Below are 17589 nucleotides of genomic sequence, written 5' to 3' on the forward strand. Positions count from 1 at the left end.
CATATGGAAGAGACAGGAAAGATCGTGATCGACGAGGTCGAGGCCGTGGCCAAGCCGCCCAAGGCGCGCGTGCAGGATGTGGCGGAGGACTCGGCGTCCGCTCAGCCGCGCCGCCGCGACTATCTCGACGGGTTTCTTGCCGAAAAGCCGCAGGGCGTAGCGCCGGGCGAGCCGGGCGGCGAGGTCTACGAGGCTGTGATCGATCGCCTGAAGGGCATCTACGATCCCGAAATTCCGGTGAACATCTATGATCTCGGCCTGATCTATGGCGTCGAGGTGAACGAGGGCCATGCCGTCATCACCATGACGCTGACGACGCCGCACTGCCCGGTGGCCGAGTCCATGCCGGGCGAGGTCGAGATGCAGGTCTGTTCGGTTCCCGGCATTGCCGATGCCGAGGTCAACCTGGTCTGGGACCCGCCCTGGGACCCGGGCAAGATGAGCGACGAAGCCCGGCTCGAAATGGGGATGCTTTGACAATGACCACCACCACCCGTGCCCGGCCTGCTGCGCTGACGCTGACCGCGTCGGCCGAAGCCCGTATCGCGCATCTGATGGCGAACGCGCCTGAGGGGGCGATCGGGGTCAAGCTGTCCACCCCGCGCCGGGGCTGTTCGGGCCTGGCCTATTCGGTCGATTATGTCACCGAAGAGGTAAAGTTCGACGAGAAGATCGAGACGCCCGGCGGCGTGTTCTATGTCGATGGCGGATCGGTGCTGTACCTGATCGGATCGGTCATGGACTGGGTCGAGGACGATTTCACCGCAGGCTTCGTGTTCGCCAACCCCAATGCCAAGGGATCGTGCGGCTGCGGCGAGAGCTTCACCGTCTGAAGCCCTCGCCTGCCGGTCCTCAATCGAGCGGGATAGCGCGTTCGCCGACGATCGACAGGCCATAGCCATCGAGCGCCACCAGGCTGTGGTGCGAGTTGGTGAGCAATTCCATCTCGTTCACGCCCATTTCGGTGAGGATCTGCGCGCCGATGCCGTAATCGCGCAGCTCCTCCATATCGGGCACCGCCTCGCCCGATTTCATGCGCACCGCATTGCTCAGGCTGTTGATCCCATGCCGGTTGAGCAGCACGACCAAGCCTGCGCCTTCCTCGCCGATCAGGTCCATCGCCTTGCCCAGCACGCCCGAGCGGGGCCCCGTCTCGCCGAAAATGTCCGAAAACGGGCTCAGCACATGCATCCGTACCAGGGTCGGCTTGTCGGGGTCGACATGGCCCTTTTGCAGCACGATCTGCTCGTTCTTCTCGGCCTTGTTGTAGAAGACGATCGCCTTCCACTCGCCGCCGTGCCGGCTGGTGAAGCGCGCTTCGGCGCGGCGTTCGACCAGATGGTCGTTGCGGCGGCGATAGGCGATGAGGTCGCGGATCGTGCCGATCTTCATGCCGTGGATGTGCGCGAATTCGATGAGGTCATCGAGCCGCGCCATGGTGCCATCATCGTTCATGATCTCGCAGATCACGCCTGAGGGGTTGAGCCCGGCGAGGCGCGAGACATCGACTGCCGCCTCGGTATGGCCTGCGCGCACCAGGACGCCGCCATCGCGCGCCATCAGCGGGAAGACATGGCCGGGGGTGACGATCTCTTCCGGGCCCTTGCTCGGGTCGATCGCCACGGTGACGGTGCGCGAGCGATCCGCCGCGCTGATGCCGGTGGTGACACCGGTGCGCGCCTCGATCGATACCGTGAACGCGGTTTCGTGGCGCGTGCCGTTGTTGCGCGACATGAGGTTGAGGCCCAGCTGCTCGACCCGGTCCTTGGTCATGGCCAGACAGATGAGGCCACGGCCGTATTTGGCCATGAAGTTGATCGCGTCGGGGGTCGCCATCTGCGCGGGGATGATCAGGTCGCCCTCGTTCTCGCGGTCCTCGTCATCGACGAGGATGTACATCCGCCCGTTGCGCGCCTCGTTGATGATCTCTTCCGCCGTTGCCATGACGCCGGCCGGGTCGCGTGACAGATAGCGCTCCAGCTTGCCCAGCGTTTCGGCAGTGGGGTTCCAGTCGGACTCGCCCAGCTTGCGCAGGGAATTGGCGTGAAGCCCGGCGGCGCGGGCTAGGCCGGCGCGGCTTTCCTGGCCGGTCTCGATGATTTCGACGATGCGTTCGATCAACTGGGCTGACATTGGAATATCCTTTCGGCGATTCCGATATCACATCGCAATGTGAGTCAAAAGTGGGAAATCACATTGAAAGCGATTTTGCCTCGTTCATCCGCATCAGATAGCGCGCCAGCACGTCGATCTCCAGATTGACCGGATCGCCGGGCTGCAGATCGCCCAATGTCGTCATCTCCCAGGTGTGCGGGATGATGTTGAGGCCGAAATGCACGCTGCCATCGCCCTGATCGGCATGGCTGTTGACAGTCAGCGACACGCCATCGACGGTGATCGATCCCTTGGCGGCGATATAGGGGGCAAGGGCGGCGGGCGCGGAAATGGTGAAGCGGATCGAATCGCCCTCGGCTTCGCGCGCAGCGACGGTGCCGACGCCATCGACATGGCCGGTGACGATATGCCCGCCCAGCTCGTCGCCGATCTTCAGCGCGCGTTCCAGGTTCAGCCGCTTGCCCTGTTCCCAGCGGTTGCCCGCAGTCTTGCTCACGGTTTCGGCGGAAATGTCGACGGTGAACCAGCCCTCGCCCTTGGTGGTCACGGTCAGGCACGCGCCCGAACAGGCGATCGACGCGCCGATGGCCACGGTGCCCATGTCATAGCTGCAACGGATGCGCGCATGCAGGTCGCCGCGCTGCTCGACATGGTCGATGGTGCCGATATCGGTGATGATGCCAGTGAACATGCGTGTCCTCGTGTCCTTTGAGCGGCGCAGCGTCAGCGCACCCGCTGGTAGCTTTCCATCCGGTCCTTGCCAAGCAGCCGTGTGTCGTCAAGCCGCCAGCGGCCATGCGCCTCGGCCAGATCGGTCAGGCCGATATCGCCCAGCGCTGCGCGCCCGCGCCCGATCAGCACGGGTGCGCGGTACAGTAGCAGCAGGTCGACCATGTCGCGCGCCAGGAACGCGGCGGCCACCTCGGCCCCGCCTTCGACCATCAGCCAGTCGGCCCCCTCGATCGATCCGATATCCTCGGGCGCTGCAATCGCCGTCCAGCCCGGCGGCGCATCGCCCATCCGGCTGAGCAGCACGCGGCGGGGGCTGCGATCCTCCAGCCCCGCGAGCCGGACGTCCAGCCGGGGCGCATCGGCACGCAGGGTGCCGCCGCCGACCAGGATCGCATCATGCTGCGCGCGCTCGACATGCACATGCGCGCGCGCGGCATCGCCGGTAATCCAGCGGCTGGTGCCATCGGAGAGCGCGATCTGCCCGTCGAGCGAGGTGGCAAGCTTGAGCGTGACGAAGGGCCGGCCAAGCCGCTGACGGGTGAGAAATCCTGCCAGGCTCGCGCTCGCCTCCGCCTCGGCGACACCGGTTTCGACGGTGATCCCGGCAGCGCGCAGCCGGGCGATCCCGGCACCATTGGTGCGCGGGTCCGGGTCCTGGCATCCGATCACGACACGCGCCAGCCCGGCGGCGATCAGCAGGTCGGCACAGGCGGGCCCGCGTGCACTGTCATGCGCGCAGGGTTCCAGCGTGACATAGGCCGTCGCGCCGCGTGCGGAATCCCCGGCCTGGTCCAGCGCCATCGCCTCGCCATGCGGGCGACCGCCGCGCGCCGTCCAGCCGCGCCCGGTGACGCGGCCCTGACGCACCAGCACGCAGCCGACAGAGGGATTGGGGCTCGACAGCGCCCGGCCGCGCCCCGCAAGCGCAATGGCGGCGCGCATCCAGTCGGCATCGGACCGGACGGCTGGAATCACTCGGTATCCATGCCCAGCTGTTCGGCCAGGCGGCGATATTGCGCCTTGCGCTCTTCCTCGCGCCGCAACGCTTCTGCCTCGCGCTTTTCCTTGAGCAGCTGGTTCGCCTCGATTTCCTTGCGAATCTGCGCGTCGCTGCGCCCCGGCTCAAAGCTGGTCACCCAGGTGATCTCGGGCCGCTTCCACTGCACCTCGAAGCCGGATTCGCTGATGAACGCACCGAAAATGGCGATGGTGCAGGCAGCCGACAGAGCCAGAAAGCGCCATTTATGCTCCTGCTGGTCGAACCAATAGGCCTTGAGGTCCGTTGCTGCACGCACCGGCGATATGTCGCGAAAGAATCCCATGCCGGCCAAGATAGGCAGATTTGCCCGTCTTGACCAGTATGGGGCCGGTTTATGCGACCGATCGCCTATTTGACGAGCGGTTTGGTGCCATCACCGAGCAGGATGAACGCCGCCCAGTAATAGGGATGCGATGTCAGCGGATCATCCATCGCAGCGCGCTGCGCCTTGGCCAGCGATTCGTTCATCGCGGTGCCCGGGCTGGCCTTGAACAGCGAGGAGATCAGATTTTCGGTGGCGTTGAAATCGTCCGGCACTGGCCAATGGCTGGCGAGAACCGAACGTGCACCGGCGCCCACGAACGCGCGGACCAGACCGTCGAGCGCGAAATTGCCGCCGGTCTCGATCCCCGCCTCGCGCGAGGCCGATACGGTGGCAAGCCCAGCCGTATCGCAGGCCGAGAGGATCACCAGATCGGCATCGAGCTTCAGGTCGAAAATCTCCTTGAAGCTCAGCAGCCCGTCAGAGCTCGCATCGCCGAACGATGTCACCAGCGCCGGGCGGGCCGGGCATTCGGGGCGCGGCGCAGTCACCAGGCCGTGCGTGGCAAAGTGCAGGATGCGATAATCGTTGAGATCGTCGCGGCCGAGCAGGGCGGTGTCGCTGAAGCTCTGCTGGGTCAGCACATTGGCGCGGCCTGCGCCCAGCACGCTTTGCGCCAGCTTGAGCTCGGCGGGCGAGATCGGGTCCATCCAGGTCGCGACCGGCCATTCGCAATCGGCGTCGCGGCTAGCCGAGGCCAGCTGGATGCGCTCGGGCGGCGGCGCGTTTTCACCCACGCCCAGATACGCCTGCTTGCCGCGCGCAGGCGCAATGGTGCGCACATCGGCGAATGAGCGCGGCGACACCGCGATCGAGAAGCGCCGGTCGCGCCCGAACCAGGCAACACCGGTAAAGTCGAACGGGTCGGCATCAAGCGCCGCAGACCGTTCCAGATAGGCATCGACGCCTTTCTGGTCCTCGACCAGCAGGCCCGGCGGCAGCTGCAGCAGCGCGCCATCGGGCTCGTAGACCAGATGCTCGATACCGGCCAGATCCTGTTTCAGGCCGGGGAACAGCGCATCATAGAGCTTGCGCGCCTCGACCACGTCGAAGGGATAGTTGGTCGGCTGGCCGTTTTCGATGACCACGATCGAATCGCGCAGCTTGGCGACGGTCTTGTCGAGATCGGACCGGGTCAGGTTGACGCTGACGGTGCGCACCTTGTCCGCCGTGATCAGCTGGCCATAGACCTTCGCGCCGACAAAGCTGACCTTGTAATAGCCCTCGCGCGGGCCGAGCAGCTTCTGCAGTTCGGGCAGCGTCACCGATGTCGGCGAGAGCACGCGATATTGCGAATACTGGCCCAGTCGCGATTGCAGCGCGGTCTGCTCGTTCTGCTGCGTGGTCAGCGATTCGCGCGCCAGCGCCAGCGTCGCCACATCATCGGGCGTGGGCGAGGGCAGCGCTTCCAGCCGCTGGATTTCCGCGCTGGTGCGGGAGATTTCGCGGGTGCGGGTTACCGCCAGGCGGAACAGCGCAGAGGCCTCGTCATTGCCTTCGGAAAGCTCGCGGGCCAGCACCGCCTGGGTCTGGGCGACGCCGGGGCGCTGCAGCAGCTGGCTGGCGTTGAACATCCGCGCGGCGACCTGCTGGTCGCTGTCCGCGCGCACCGCCAGCTGGGCGAAATAGGGGCCCAGCATTTCCTTCATCGATGCGCGCGCACTCGGCACGGCTTCGCCCTCGGCGACGATCTCGTCATAAAGCGCGATCGAGGCATCGGCCTCGCCCCGCCGCGCGAGGAACGCGGCGAGCCGCCCCTTGGCGCTGAGCAGGCCGGGTGATTGCGGATAATCGAGCTTGTAGATGTCGAGCGCCTCGGTGAGGCCGGCCCGCGCGCCTGCGAAATCGCCGCGCGATTCCTGGATCAGCGCACGCTGTGTCGCCACTTCCGCACGCAGCCAGCCGGTCGAGCTGATCCGGCCGTTGCGCACCGCGACGATCGTGTCGATACCCTGCTGCAAGGCGAGCAAGGCTGCGTCGCTCTGGCCCGACAGCCTGAGCGCGGTGCCGCGCAGCAGCAGCGCCTGGCCATCCAGAATCTGCGCGCGTTCCGGGCCGGTCAGGCTGGAATCGACCCCGCCCAGCCGCTTGAGGCCGGAGTTCTCGCGGTTGATCTGGTCGGCCAGCATCTTGGTGATCTCGCCCTGCGACAGGCGCGTTTCGCCCACCATCTCGGTATCGATCGAGACCGGGCGGTCGAGCACCTTGATCGCTTCGGCGGGGTCTCGCTGGTTGATCGCATCGATCGCGCGGAAGTTGCGGATCATGCGCTGGGTGACGCCGTCGCTCGACGCGACCAGCTTGTCCGCACGCGCGAACAGGGCGCCTGCTGTGGCGAAATCGCCCATGTTCGATTGCTGCAGCGCCTGGTTGGCCAGGAACTCCGCCGTCCGCTCGGTCCCGCCCTGTTCGCGCGCGGCCAGCGTCTCGAAGAATTCCGAGGATTCGGCATAGGCGCCGTAATTGTTGCGGACATAGGCCTCGACCCGCGCCGATTCCTCGTCCAGCGTGCCGGCCTGGATGCGGGCAAAGGCGGCAGGATCGCTGACCTGGGTGGTGGCGACATCGACGGTGCCCGGCACCGCGCGGTCGGTCACCAGTGATGCCAGCGCCAGCTTGAGCGCGGAATCATAGCCCGAAAGCCCTTCGGCCACGAACACCGTGTCACCGCGCACCGCGGCATAGATGCGGTAATCGACGCCGGCCTTGGGGTCGCGGCATTCGATGACGCTCGCGCCGCCCACGGTCTCGACCTCGGTCACCTGCTTTTCGCCGCACGACAGCCGGGTCATCGCCGCCTGAAGATATTGTGCGAGCCGGTCGCCTTCGCCGCCGCGCAGCGCATAGAGCGAGGCGACGGGGCTGGCAGCATCGCGGCACACCACGCGATAGCCGCGATCGAACATGCTGGTCAGCGCAGCATCGGTCGGGCGATATTGCGCGGTGCACAGCACCCCTGCCGATCCGACACGAAAGCTGTCGCGCAGCGCGATCGACGGCTGGGTCTGGGCCAGGGCAGGTGAGGTGATGCCGGCGGCCAGCGCCAGCAGCGCCGTGCCGCCATGGCGCAAGGCACGGCCAAACGTGCCGGGCTGCAACGACGGGGTGCGGATCATGGCTGTCCTCCGGTATCGGGTGCGGGATCGATCAGGGGCTGATCAAGCTGCAGATTGGGGTTGCCGCCGCTGGTCACGGGTTCATCGATGACCGGCTCGACGCCAAGGCGGCGGGTGTTGACGATGGTGACCGGCGGCATGATCGGGCGGCGCGGTGCCGCCTCGCCACGGGCTGCCTCTTCGGCTGCCGCTTCGGCTTCCTCCTGCTCCTGCTTGGCCTCACGCTCGGCCGCGGGCGTCGGCGGGGGCGGCCCGGCGTGCGAGATCACCGTCGGGCTCTGCTCGGTCACGCCGCCGCCACCGCATGCCACCGCCGACAGCAGACAGCCGTTGACGCTGGAATTGCTGGTAAAGCCGCTGGGCCCGCCACTGTCCTGTCCGGTGCTGCTGGCCGAGCGCGGGAAGATCAGGTCGCGCACCGACGTGCCGTTGCGCACCAGATCGCCGGTGTCGAGCAGCTGGCCGTAGATCACCAGGTCGATCAGCTGCGACGACGCGCTCTGCTGTGAGCTGCGCGGCGTCACCTGGAAGCTGCCCACGCGGCCGAAGAAGCCGGCATTCAGCAGCGACGTGCCGGTGTTCTGGATCAGCAGCGTGCTGCCCACCGTGAACTGCAGGCGCGAGGCCTGGATCACGCCATCAGGCCGCGATGTGGCGATCGGCAGGCCGAGTGCCGTGTCGCGTCCGGCGAAGTTCACGTTCGATGCCAGCTGTTCGAGCAGCGATGCGCTGGCGATGTGGATGTTGTTGGCATTGATCGCCAGCGTGCCGCCCGGCGAACTGCCGTTGAGGAAGATGCCGCCGGTATCGGCGTTGATCTCCACCCGATTGGCATTGAGCGCCACCCGGTTGGTGGTGGCCATGGCGTTGAACACCGCATTACCATTCACGCGGATGGTGCCCGACGTGTTGATCGTCAGGCTGCCTTCCGAACCGTTGAGGTTGACCCCGCTGGCCGCTGCCGATCCGTTCATCGTCAGCGCACGGATTTCGACCCCGGTGCCGGTGGAAGAGACATTGGGGGCGTTGATGACGATGTTCTGCGCGCGGATGCGCGAGATCTCGCTGCCATCGAGCGTGTAGGTCCCGCTGCTCTGGCTGTCGCTGGTGGTGCCGCCGATGATCACCGCGCCGCTGCGATTGGCGGTCAGGGTGATCGTGCCGGTGCTGGCATTGCCCAGGCCGCCTGCCTGCGAGAAGGCGATATCGCCCGAACTGATCGCGATTGTCGGCGCAGTGGCCAGGCCGCCGAACACCGCCGTGCCGCCGACATCCAGGCTGATCCGCGTGCCCGCCGTGATCGTGCTGCTGGCCGAGAAGCCGCCGGTCGAGCCGGAGAGCAGGGTACCGGTCGTGACCGGACCGCCGATCGACACGCTGCCGCCCGCGCGCGCCGGGGTGGCAGCGAGCAGGGCATTGAGGTCGATCGCGCTCAGCGTCGTCGTGGACGAGACGCCGGAACTGTTGGCGAGCAGGGCGGTGCCGCTAGTGCCGGTGGCGATGCTGCCGGTGTTGATGCTTTGCGAGGCGAGCAGCAGCGCATTGCTGCCGGTGGTGACATTGCCGGTATTGAGGTTGCCGTTCAGCGCTGCGGCAAAGACCGCATTGGTGGCATTGAGCGCGCCGGTCGTGATGCTGCCGCCACGCACGCGGATCTCGTTGGTCGAGCTGACATTGCCGGTGACGATGGCCTGGTTGGCGCGCACGAGCACGCTGCCGCCCGCCGTGATCGCGCCGGTGGTGATGCTCACCGCATTGCCGAAATTGCCCTGGCCATCGTCCGAGCCGATTCCCAGCAGGCCGAAGCTGTTGATCGTGCCGGTGACAATCGTGCCATTGGCACCCAGGCCGATGCTGAAGCCGGTGGAGGTCGTGCCTGCGCCATTGGTGCGCAGATTGCCCAGCGTCATGTTGCCGCCAACGACCGTGCCGATCGACGAGCCTGCGGTAATGTCGCCGCCGGTCACCGATCCGCTCACGTTGAACTGCGTGTTGGTGGCGGAATTGAGCGCGCCGAAGCCCAGATTGCCGCCCGTGGCGCCGATGGTGATGCCGCCACTGGTCGAGGTGACATTGGCCAGTGTCGCGGCTGTGCCGCTGATATTCACCACGGATGCGGTGATCGCCCCGGTCGAGGTGAAGCTGGCTGCGCGCGAGCGCAGCTGCGCCGCGCCGGTTGCGGTGACCCCGCCGATGCTGACCGCGCCCTGGCCATCCACGGTAACCGCGAGGTTCGCCGACGTACCAGTCAGCAGCGCGCCTGCGGTGATCGTGCCCGCAGAGGTCAGCACGATATTGCCGCCGGTTGCGGTAATCGCGCCGGTGCCGAGCGCTCCGCTGGTGGTGGTGAGGTTGACGCCCAGGGCCGCGTTCATCGCCTGCGCAGCGATGCTGTTGGCGGTGATGGCGATGCTGCCCGTCGCTGCGGTCACGGTGCCGCCGAAATTGGCACCCGTGCCGACGCCGGCGCGGATGTTGCCGGCAGAAACCGGTCCGTTCACCGTCAGGCTGCCGAGCGTACGCACCGGAGTTGCGGCGAAGATCGGAGCCGGGTCGCCGCCGACGAACGACGCATTGCCGCCCGCACCGTTATTGCCGCCGTCTCCGAACAGCGACTGCATCGACGAATTGCCGACATAGAAGAAGCGATCGTTCGCCGTGCCAGCGGTTGCGCCGCCGTTGATCTGGATATTGCCATCGACCAGCAGCAGGATGCTCGAACCGGTGGACAGCGCGCCGCTGGTGAAGCTGCTGGTGGTCAGTGCGCCGATATTACCCACCGACTGCACGGTGCCGATCTGGATCGCGCCATTGCTGGCCAGGCCCGTGCCGAAGAATTCGCCGGTAAACACGCCGCGCGTCACGATATTGCCGCCGGTGATGGTGCCTGCCGCGAGCACGCTGAGGTTCAGGCCCGCATCGACATTGCCGAACGTCGCATTGCCGATGGCCTCGATATCGGTTTCCTGGCCCGATCGCAGGTTGCCGACGGTGATGTTGCCTGCCCCCGTCTCGAGCGCGATATAGCCGCCTGCGGTGACGTTGCCGATGGTCAGATTGCCGGCATTGACGAGGATATCGACATAGCCAGTGGTGGCGGTGGCGGTGGACAGGGTCAGCCCGTTCCTCGCCGTCATCGCGATAAAATTGGCCGCGGTGACAGTGCCTGCATTGATCGCGCCCGATGTCGCGGTCAGGTTGATATGGTTGCCCGAGGTCAGGTTGCCGAGCTGCAGCGAGCCGCCCTGCATGCCGATCACGCCACCGGCATTGATGTTGCCCAGATTGATCGCGCCGGTTCCCACCGCCGTGAAACTGCCCGGGGTGGCGAGGCTGGCGGTGACGATGATGTTGCCCGCCGACTGCAGATTGATCGCGTTGGCCGTGATCGTGCCGATATTGGTCGGGCTGGTCACCACGGTGTCGGCCACGAAGGTGCCCGCCTGGATGCCGAATGCCCCCGCGTTCAACGCGCCGTTGTTGACCAGGACCGAAAGCTGGCCCGGCGTGATGAAGGTGAAGCTGCCCGTCACATTCACGGCGGCGTCGGTGATGCGGACATAGTCTTCGACAATATCGGTGGGATCAGGCGCATCGCCGGCATTGCCGATATTGTAGACGATGCTGTTGGCGGTGACATCACCATTGGTCGCCCGGAAGAACGATCCCGTCCCATAAGTCGTGGTGCCATTGACCGCACCCGTCCCGGCGGTTCCCCGGGCGATCGCGGTGATGTCGCGCGCGACCAGGCGTCCCCGGTTGGTCGGAGCCTGGAACTGCTCGGTGCTCTCCACGCCGATGGTGCCGCTTGTGGCATTGCCGCCATTGCCGCGCACTGCGCCGGTGCCGCCATTGCCGCCATTGGCATTGGCAAGCAGGGTCAGGTTGTTCACCTCGACCAGCGAACCGCGCGAGGCGAAGAAGAGGTCGCCGCCCACGCCCAATCCGCCGTTGCCGCCATTGCCACTTCCGGTGGTGCCGGTGCCGCCATTGCCGCCCGCGCCGCCAAAGCCATTGGCCTGGATCAGCGCATCGGTCATCTTCATGAAGCCGGTCGGTGTCGGGTTCGGACCATTGGTGATGGTGGCGCTGACCGTGCCCATCTGGGCGCTTCCGCCGGTGCCGATGCCGCCCGCGCCGCCATTGCCGCCCCGGCCTGCGGACCCTGTGCCGCCTGCGCCGCCTGCACCTGCAAAGCCGTTCATCGAAGCCTGGAGGTTCAGGATGTCGAGCTGACCGTTGCGCGCGGTGCCGATCGCCTGCGTTCTGCCGCCGGTGGCATTGCCGCCAGCGCCGCCTGCGCCGCCGGTCGTGCCATTGGCACCCGCACCGCCTGCGCCGCCAAAGGCGTCGGCCACCAGCGTGGCATTGTTGAAATCGAGCAGGCGTACGGTTGTGCTCGCACCGGAAATCAGGGTGGCAAGGCCGCCGATTGCATCCCCGCCGCGTCCGCCAAGCGCGCCATCGCCGCCGCGACCCACTGCGGCGATGAACAGGTCACCGCCGACCATCTGGCTGTCGTTCGAACCGAAGCGCGACGTGCCGCCCGATCCTGCGCCGCCATTGCCAGCCAGCAGCGCGTTGCCGCCGGTGCCGTTGGCGGACATCGATATGGTCCCACCGAAATTGAAGCTGCCGACGACGGCGATCGTGCCACCTTCGCTCAGCCCGCCGGTGCCGGTGCCGCCATTGCCGGTCTGCGCCGAACCGCCAAAGCCGTTCGATGCCATGGTCAGCGCGCCGCCCAGGGTCATCTGGCCATTGCCGGTGCCGAAGATCACCGCCGCCGTGCGCCCGCCTGCTGCATTGCCGCCATTGCCGGTGACCGTGCTGTTGCCGCCGAACGCGCTGGCATCCAGCGTGGTCGATCCGGTGATGGCGAGCGTGCCCGATTGCACCTGCAGCGTCGCCGTGCCGCCCAGGGCTTCGCCGATAATGCCGGTCAACGCAGAGCCGGTATCGGCAATCGCATCGGCCAGCAGGTTGCCGTTGATCGTGATGTTGCTGCCAGCATCGCGCGCTTCGACAATCACGATGCCGCCGGTGGCGTTGCCCACATTGCCCGCACCGTCGCGCACGTTCCCGCTGAGCCCCTGGGCCGACATGAACGCATCCTGGTTGAGCGTGATCCGCCCGTTGCCCAGCGCAATGATATTGGAGTTGCCGCCGAGCGCTGCCCCGCTGTTGCCGCCCGCGCCTCCCGAGCCGCCAAAGGCGCTGGAGTTCATGTTGGTCGCGCCGCCGATGGTGACGGACCCGGTATTTTCGGCAAAAATCTGCGTGTCGCCGCCATCGCCAAGGCCACCTGCGGTGCCGACGCCCGATCCCTGGCCGCCAAAGCCCTGCGCGCTGACTTCCGCCGCGCCGGCAATCTGGATGATGCCGCCGACGATCGACCCGATCACCGCGCGTCCGCCGGTGCCGATGCCGCCCGATCCCGTGCCGCTCAGCGCCGATCCGCCGGTGCCGTCGGCATTGGCCGTGCCGGTGCCGCCGATGGACAATGTGCCCGCGCCCGCGCCCAGATTCGCAAGCCCGCCGGTGCCGTTGCCGCCGCGAATGCCGCCAATGCTGTTGCCGCCGAAGCCGCGCGCATCGGTGACGGCATTGCCGGTGATGGTGATGCTGCGATCATTGACCGCGATCCGCACATCGCCGCCGGTGCCGTTGCCCGCAATGCCGTCACCGCCGCCGCTATTGTTGTCGCCGGTGCCGGTCGCTGCAACAAAGGCGTTGCCGGTGATGCTGATCTGGCCACCGGTATTCTGCGAAATCGATGCGTTGCCGCCGATGCCATCGCCGCCATCAATTCCGGTCAGCGCCGAGCCGAACACAGCGCCATTGGCGTTGATATCGACATTCCCGGTAACATTGATCGCGCCATTGGCCAGCGCGACCATCTGCGCTGTGCCGCCGCGGCCATTGCCCGACCGGCCCTGTCCCGATGTGGTGGCCGATCCGCCCACGCCGCCTGCGCTGATCCCGGCCCCATTGCTGAGCGTCATCACGCCGCTGGTATTGGTGCTGATCACCGCGATGCCGCCCGTGCCATTGCCGCCGATGGTACCCTGGCCGCCAGCCGCGAAGGCGCTGACATCGGCCGTACCGGTGACGTTGAGCGATCCGCCTGTTCCGTTGATGACCAGTTGCGCCTGGCCGCCGGTCGAATTGCCGCCGGTTCCACCCGGAACGCTCGCATTGCCGCCGTTCCCGATGGCCTGGATCGTCACGTTGGCGCCAGCGTTGAGCGTGCCACCATTTCCGAAGATCTGGACAAAGGCCGATCCACCCGTGCCGACGCCCCCGGTGCCGGTCGCCGCATCGGTTTGTCCGCCGATGCCGAAGGCCGTCACCAGCAGATTGCCGAGCACGCCGGTGGTGCCGCCCAATCCCGCTCCGAAACCGGCCGTGCCGCCCGTGCCATTGCCGCCAATGCCGATGCTGGAATTGCCGCCAAAGCCATCCGCATGCAGCGTGGCCGTGCCTCTGACGGTGAGGAAATTGCCCGAGCCGGGCGTCGCGGTCGGGTTGCCCGCAGCGACCGAGATAGTGCCGCCAAAGCCGTTTCCGGCGGTGCCCGAACCCAGGTCCCTGCTGCCCGTGCCATTGGCAGTCGCCAGCAGATTGCCGTTGATCAGCATATTGGCGTTGCTGCCGTTATTGGAGACAACCACCAATCCGCCACGGCCAAAGTTGCTCCCGAAAATGCCCGCAGTTTCGCTGTCGCCAGCAAAGCCGTCCGCAGACAGCGTGGCATTTCCGCCAATCGTCAGGTTGCCGCCATCGTCAGCTTGCAGCAGCGCCCTGCCGCCGGTGCCGCTGCCGACAGACGCTGCCGTGACCGCCGTGCCGCCAAAGGCGTTGGCGGTGATACTGGCTGATCCGAAGATATTGATCGAGCTGCCATTGAAGGCGCGGATCTGGGCCTCTCCGGCGGTGACGTTTTCGCCTTCCGCGATCGCGAAGGCGTCCGCCGAGACCGAAGCATTGCCGAGCACCGTCAGCGTGCCCGCCGCAGCGCCGTTGTTGCGCGAGGTGATCCGCGCTGCGCCGCGCGAATAGAGCGAAACATCGCCCGCAAAATCGAGCGTCCCGCCAAAGGCATCGGCAATGGCTTCGGTCACACCCGCGCCGAACAGTCCGGAGGTGATCAGCGAGTTGACGATGAACAGCCGCGCCTGCTGCGTCGGGTTGACCGGCGCGCTATTGTCGATGTTGTCGCCGAAGACATTGTAGCCGGCGGACAGGATGATCGAATTGCCGACGATATTGGCGGCACCTGCGACGTCGAAGCCAAGAGTGCTGCCCTGGCCGATCAGGTTGTAGATCGCGTTGTTCTTGGGCACCGCGACCATGTAGATGCGGTGATTATCCCCCGTGCCGCTGCTGACCGGGCCGCCTGTGGTTCCACCATGGAAAATGGCAGCGTTGCCCGTTGCCGGGTTGTTGGTGGCCGGGTCGCCATTGGTACCCGTGGTGATCTGGATATCGAACAGGCCGCCGGTGCCGAAGGTGATCGTCGCCGCTTCTGCGCCGACCATCAGTGCTGACCCATTGACATCGACCGTGCCGTTCTGCCGGATGATCGGTGCGACCATGGCAATGTAGCTGTTTTCGGGAGTCGCCTGGATCAGCGCGCCCGGATCGACCTGGACATAGCTGGTGGGGGAAGCCCCGGCCCCGCCCAGTGTGAACGAACCTGACGCGTTGATGAAATTGCCCGTCGCGTCGCGCACCGGGTCAAGGCTGGTCAGCAGTAGCCCGCCGACATCGATCACCCCGGTCGAGCCGATGACGATGCCGCCCGGGCTGTAGAACCACACATTGCCGCCGGAAACGAGGCCCGCACCGGTCTGCAACTGGCTGATGATGGTGCCATTCATCGCGATCGCGCGGGTGGGATCGGTGGGGATGATGCGGTTGAGGACGGTGAACTGGTTCTGCGCGGTCGGGTTGTTGCGGAAGAACGCGGTGCGGCCATTGGGCAGGAAGTTGATCACTCCGCCACCGATCGCGGTGTCGTTGGTCGTCCAGTTGATCACAGCCTGGTTGGTATCGACGCGGATATTGTCGGTATTGGTTCCGCGGGTGATGTTGACCCCGCCAGAGACGACCGTGGGCGTTCCCTCGAATGCACCGCTGCCTGCAGCCGCCTGGGCAAAAGCCGGCCCGGCACAGCCGATCGCCAGGCCCGTGGCCAGTGCAAGCGCAGAGGTCGCCTTTGCCAGCAGGACGCGGCGGGCGGTCAGGTTGCGATCATAAGCCATCAGCGGGCTCCCCAGGGCAAAAGCAGAGTGGTGAGGGTGAACAGGATGCGCGGGTCGGGTGTATCGGTGAGCAGGCCGGCGCGCTCGGTCGGCACTGCGACGGTGACATCCAGCCGGAACCGGTCGTTGAGGCGCGCGCGGGCACCGATGCCGACCGAGCTCAACCGCTGCGGATCGCCGGGGCGGCCATCATCCCAGGTCCAGGCGACATCCATGAAGGCAAAGGGCTGGAACGAGAAGTCGACATTCTTGATCGGCGTGACCTGCGGTCCGCGCAGCTCCGCCTGAAAGCCGACGCCATCGTCGCCGACGATCGTGCCCGGATCATAGCCTCGCCCGATGGTGAAGTTGCCGCCCGAATATTCCTCGAAGCTGAGCACCGGATCGAAGGCCAGCTGACCGCGCCCGCGGATGAAGATCGACGCATCGTCGCCGAGCGCCGCCTCGGCGGAAAGTTCGCCGCGGATCAGCGTCGAAGTCGGGTCGCCATCGCCGCGCGTGGTCGGCGTGCGCACCAGCGCGCAGACGAAATTGCACGGATCGCTCGCACCCAGGATCGACAGGCCTTGGCGGAATTCCAACTGGCCCGCCATGCGCCAGCGCGGCGCGGCACCATTAGCCATGTCGATCGCCTCGCCGGTGATCTGGGCATAGGCAATGCGGATGCGGTCGCGCGACAGCGGGCCGATGAAGTCAATGTCCTGATTGACATAATCGAGGCCCACCGCGCCATAGAAGGATGCCGCCTGGCTGCGCAGCAGCGGATAGCGCGCCTCTGCACTGGCGAGCAGCGTGGTCGCCGTGATCTTCGCGGCGACGCCGGCGGGCAGGTTGATATCGGGCTCGGTCCAGGCATAGGTGAAGCGGCCTGCCAGCGTCAGGCCTTCGCTGCCGACGCGGAATTCATGCCCCGCCTGGACGATCTGCTGTTCCTGGAAATCGAGCGTCGAATAGGCCGAGACATAGGTGCGGTCGCCCATGCCGGTCAGGCCATAGAATTGCGCGCGCAGCTGTGCGCCATAGGGCCCGGCGTCGCGTGCTGCCATGTTCTGGACGTTGAGGTCGAGCTCGAACGGGGTGCGGCGCACGGTCACATCGCCGATCAGCTCGCCCGGGCCGGTGCCCGCAGGGACCAGGGTCAGCCGGATGTCATAGCCCGGCAGGTCGCGCGCCAGCAGCAGATAGCGTTCGGCCAGCTTCTGGTTGAACACCGTGCCCTCGGTCAGCCGCTGCAGATAGCTGGCGACCAGCTTTTCGCCATTGCCGGCATCGCCGCGCACGCGGATGGAGGTGAGCTTGGCGTAGAGCACCTCGAACTGCACCACGCCATTGTCGATGCGCTGGGTGGGTACCTGGACCGCTGCGATATAACCGTCGCGGCGCAGCTTGGTCGCGACGGCATCGCGGATCTCGCACAGCACGGCCACCGGCTGTTCCGTGCCGATATAGGGTTCGTACAGCGGCCGCAGCTCGATCGGCGCGACAGGGCCCAGATTGTTGAAGCGCGCTTCGCTGAGCGTCAGCTTGACATTGGCATAGGCAGGGTCGGCCAGCGGGCAGGGCGCGCGCTCGATATCGCCATCGACGGTCAGGCGCGCGGGTCGCTCGCTGCGCTGCTGCACCGGCCGCTCGATTTCCTCGCGGGTGGGGGGAGAGGGAACATTGACCTGCTGGGCATGGCCCGCCGTCGTCCACAACAGCCCGGCGCAGGTAACACTGCCCAGAATCAGCTGTCGCGTGCGGAAAAAGCGTGTCGCCAAGATCACCCCCTGTAGCCTGTGCAGACCCCGGGGAGAAAAGGACACCAACCCATCACCCCGGACCATATTCTGGACCATACAGCGGTTGTTCCGCTTGCACACTCCCGGGCGACCTTGCGGATGTCTTAACTCACCCTCAAAGCGGGGGCAACCCGCAAATCCCCGGCGTTCCAGAATTGTCCAAACTTAACATACGCTTGGCACAATGGCCGATCATCCGGTCAAAGATTGTAACGGG

The 17589-nt window shown here is 66.3% G+C and carries 9 protein-coding genes; 2 read left to right on the top strand and 7 right to left on the bottom strand.

The features are described from left to right. Positions 1–3: 3 nt before the first annotated feature. Complete coding sequence (locus tag OU999_15570; protein ID WAC23138.1) at positions 4–477, top strand: DUF59 domain-containing protein; 474 nt, start codon at positions 4–6, stop codon at positions 475–477. A 2-nt stretch (positions 478–479) separates the two neighbouring features. Next, positions 480–833 (top strand): iron-sulfur cluster assembly accessory protein, encoded by a 354-nt coding sequence (locus OU999_15575; GenBank protein WAC23139.1) that lies wholly within the window; start codon positions 480–482, stop codon positions 831–833. Positions 834–852: 19 nt separating this feature from the next. Here the strand turns inward: OU999_15575 and ribB are convergent, their stop codons facing one another. The 7 genes from ribB to OU999_15610 all read right to left on the bottom strand — a co-directional run bounded on the left by ribB (position 853) and on the right by OU999_15610 (position 17351). After that, positions 853–2133, bottom strand: coding sequence for a 3,4-dihydroxy-2-butanone-4-phosphate synthase (gene ribB / locus OU999_15580; GenBank protein WAC23140.1), 1281 nt, complete (start codon positions 2131–2133; stop codon positions 853–855). Between the two features lie 58 nt (positions 2134–2191). Further along, a complete protein-coding gene (locus OU999_15585; protein WAC23141.1) occupies positions 2192–2806 on the bottom strand; it encodes a riboflavin synthase in 615 nt (204 codons plus the stop codon). Positions 2807–2838: 32 nt separating this feature from the next. Next, entirely contained in the window at positions 2839–3822 is a 984-nt protein-coding gene (gene ribD / locus OU999_15590; protein ID WAC23142.1) for a bifunctional diaminohydroxyphosphoribosylaminopyrimidine deaminase/5-amino-6-(5-phosphoribosylamino)uracil reductase RibD, read from the bottom strand. After that, positions 3819–4169, bottom strand: a complete 351-nt coding sequence (locus OU999_15595; protein ID WAC23143.1) for a hypothetical protein — start codon at positions 4167–4169, stop codon at positions 3819–3821. The genes ribD and OU999_15595 overlap by 4 nt, the downstream gene beginning before the upstream one ends. A gap of 65 nt (positions 4170–4234) precedes the next feature. After that, positions 4235–7324, bottom strand: a complete 3090-nt coding sequence (locus OU999_15600) for a CHAT domain-containing protein (protein ID WAC23144.1) — start codon at positions 7322–7324, stop codon at positions 4235–4237. Then, positions 7321–15591 carry a hypothetical protein gene (locus OU999_15605; GenBank protein ID WAC23145.1) on the bottom strand — a complete coding sequence of 2757 codons (8271 nt, stop codon included), beginning with the start codon at positions 15589–15591 and terminating at the stop codon, positions 7321–7323. Before OU999_15605 ends, OU999_15600 begins: the two co-directional genes overlap by 4 nt. Beyond that, positions 15591–17351, bottom strand: coding sequence for a ShlB/FhaC/HecB family hemolysin secretion/activation protein (locus tag OU999_15610; protein WAC23146.1), 1761 nt, complete (start codon positions 17349–17351; stop codon positions 15591–15593). Before OU999_15610 ends, OU999_15605 begins: the two co-directional genes overlap by 1 nt. Positions 17352–17589: the final 238 nt, after the last annotated feature.

Source organism: Blastomonas sp. SL216 (assembly GCA_026625625.1).
GTDB lineage: Bacteria > Pseudomonadota > Alphaproteobacteria > Sphingomonadales > Sphingomonadaceae > Blastomonas.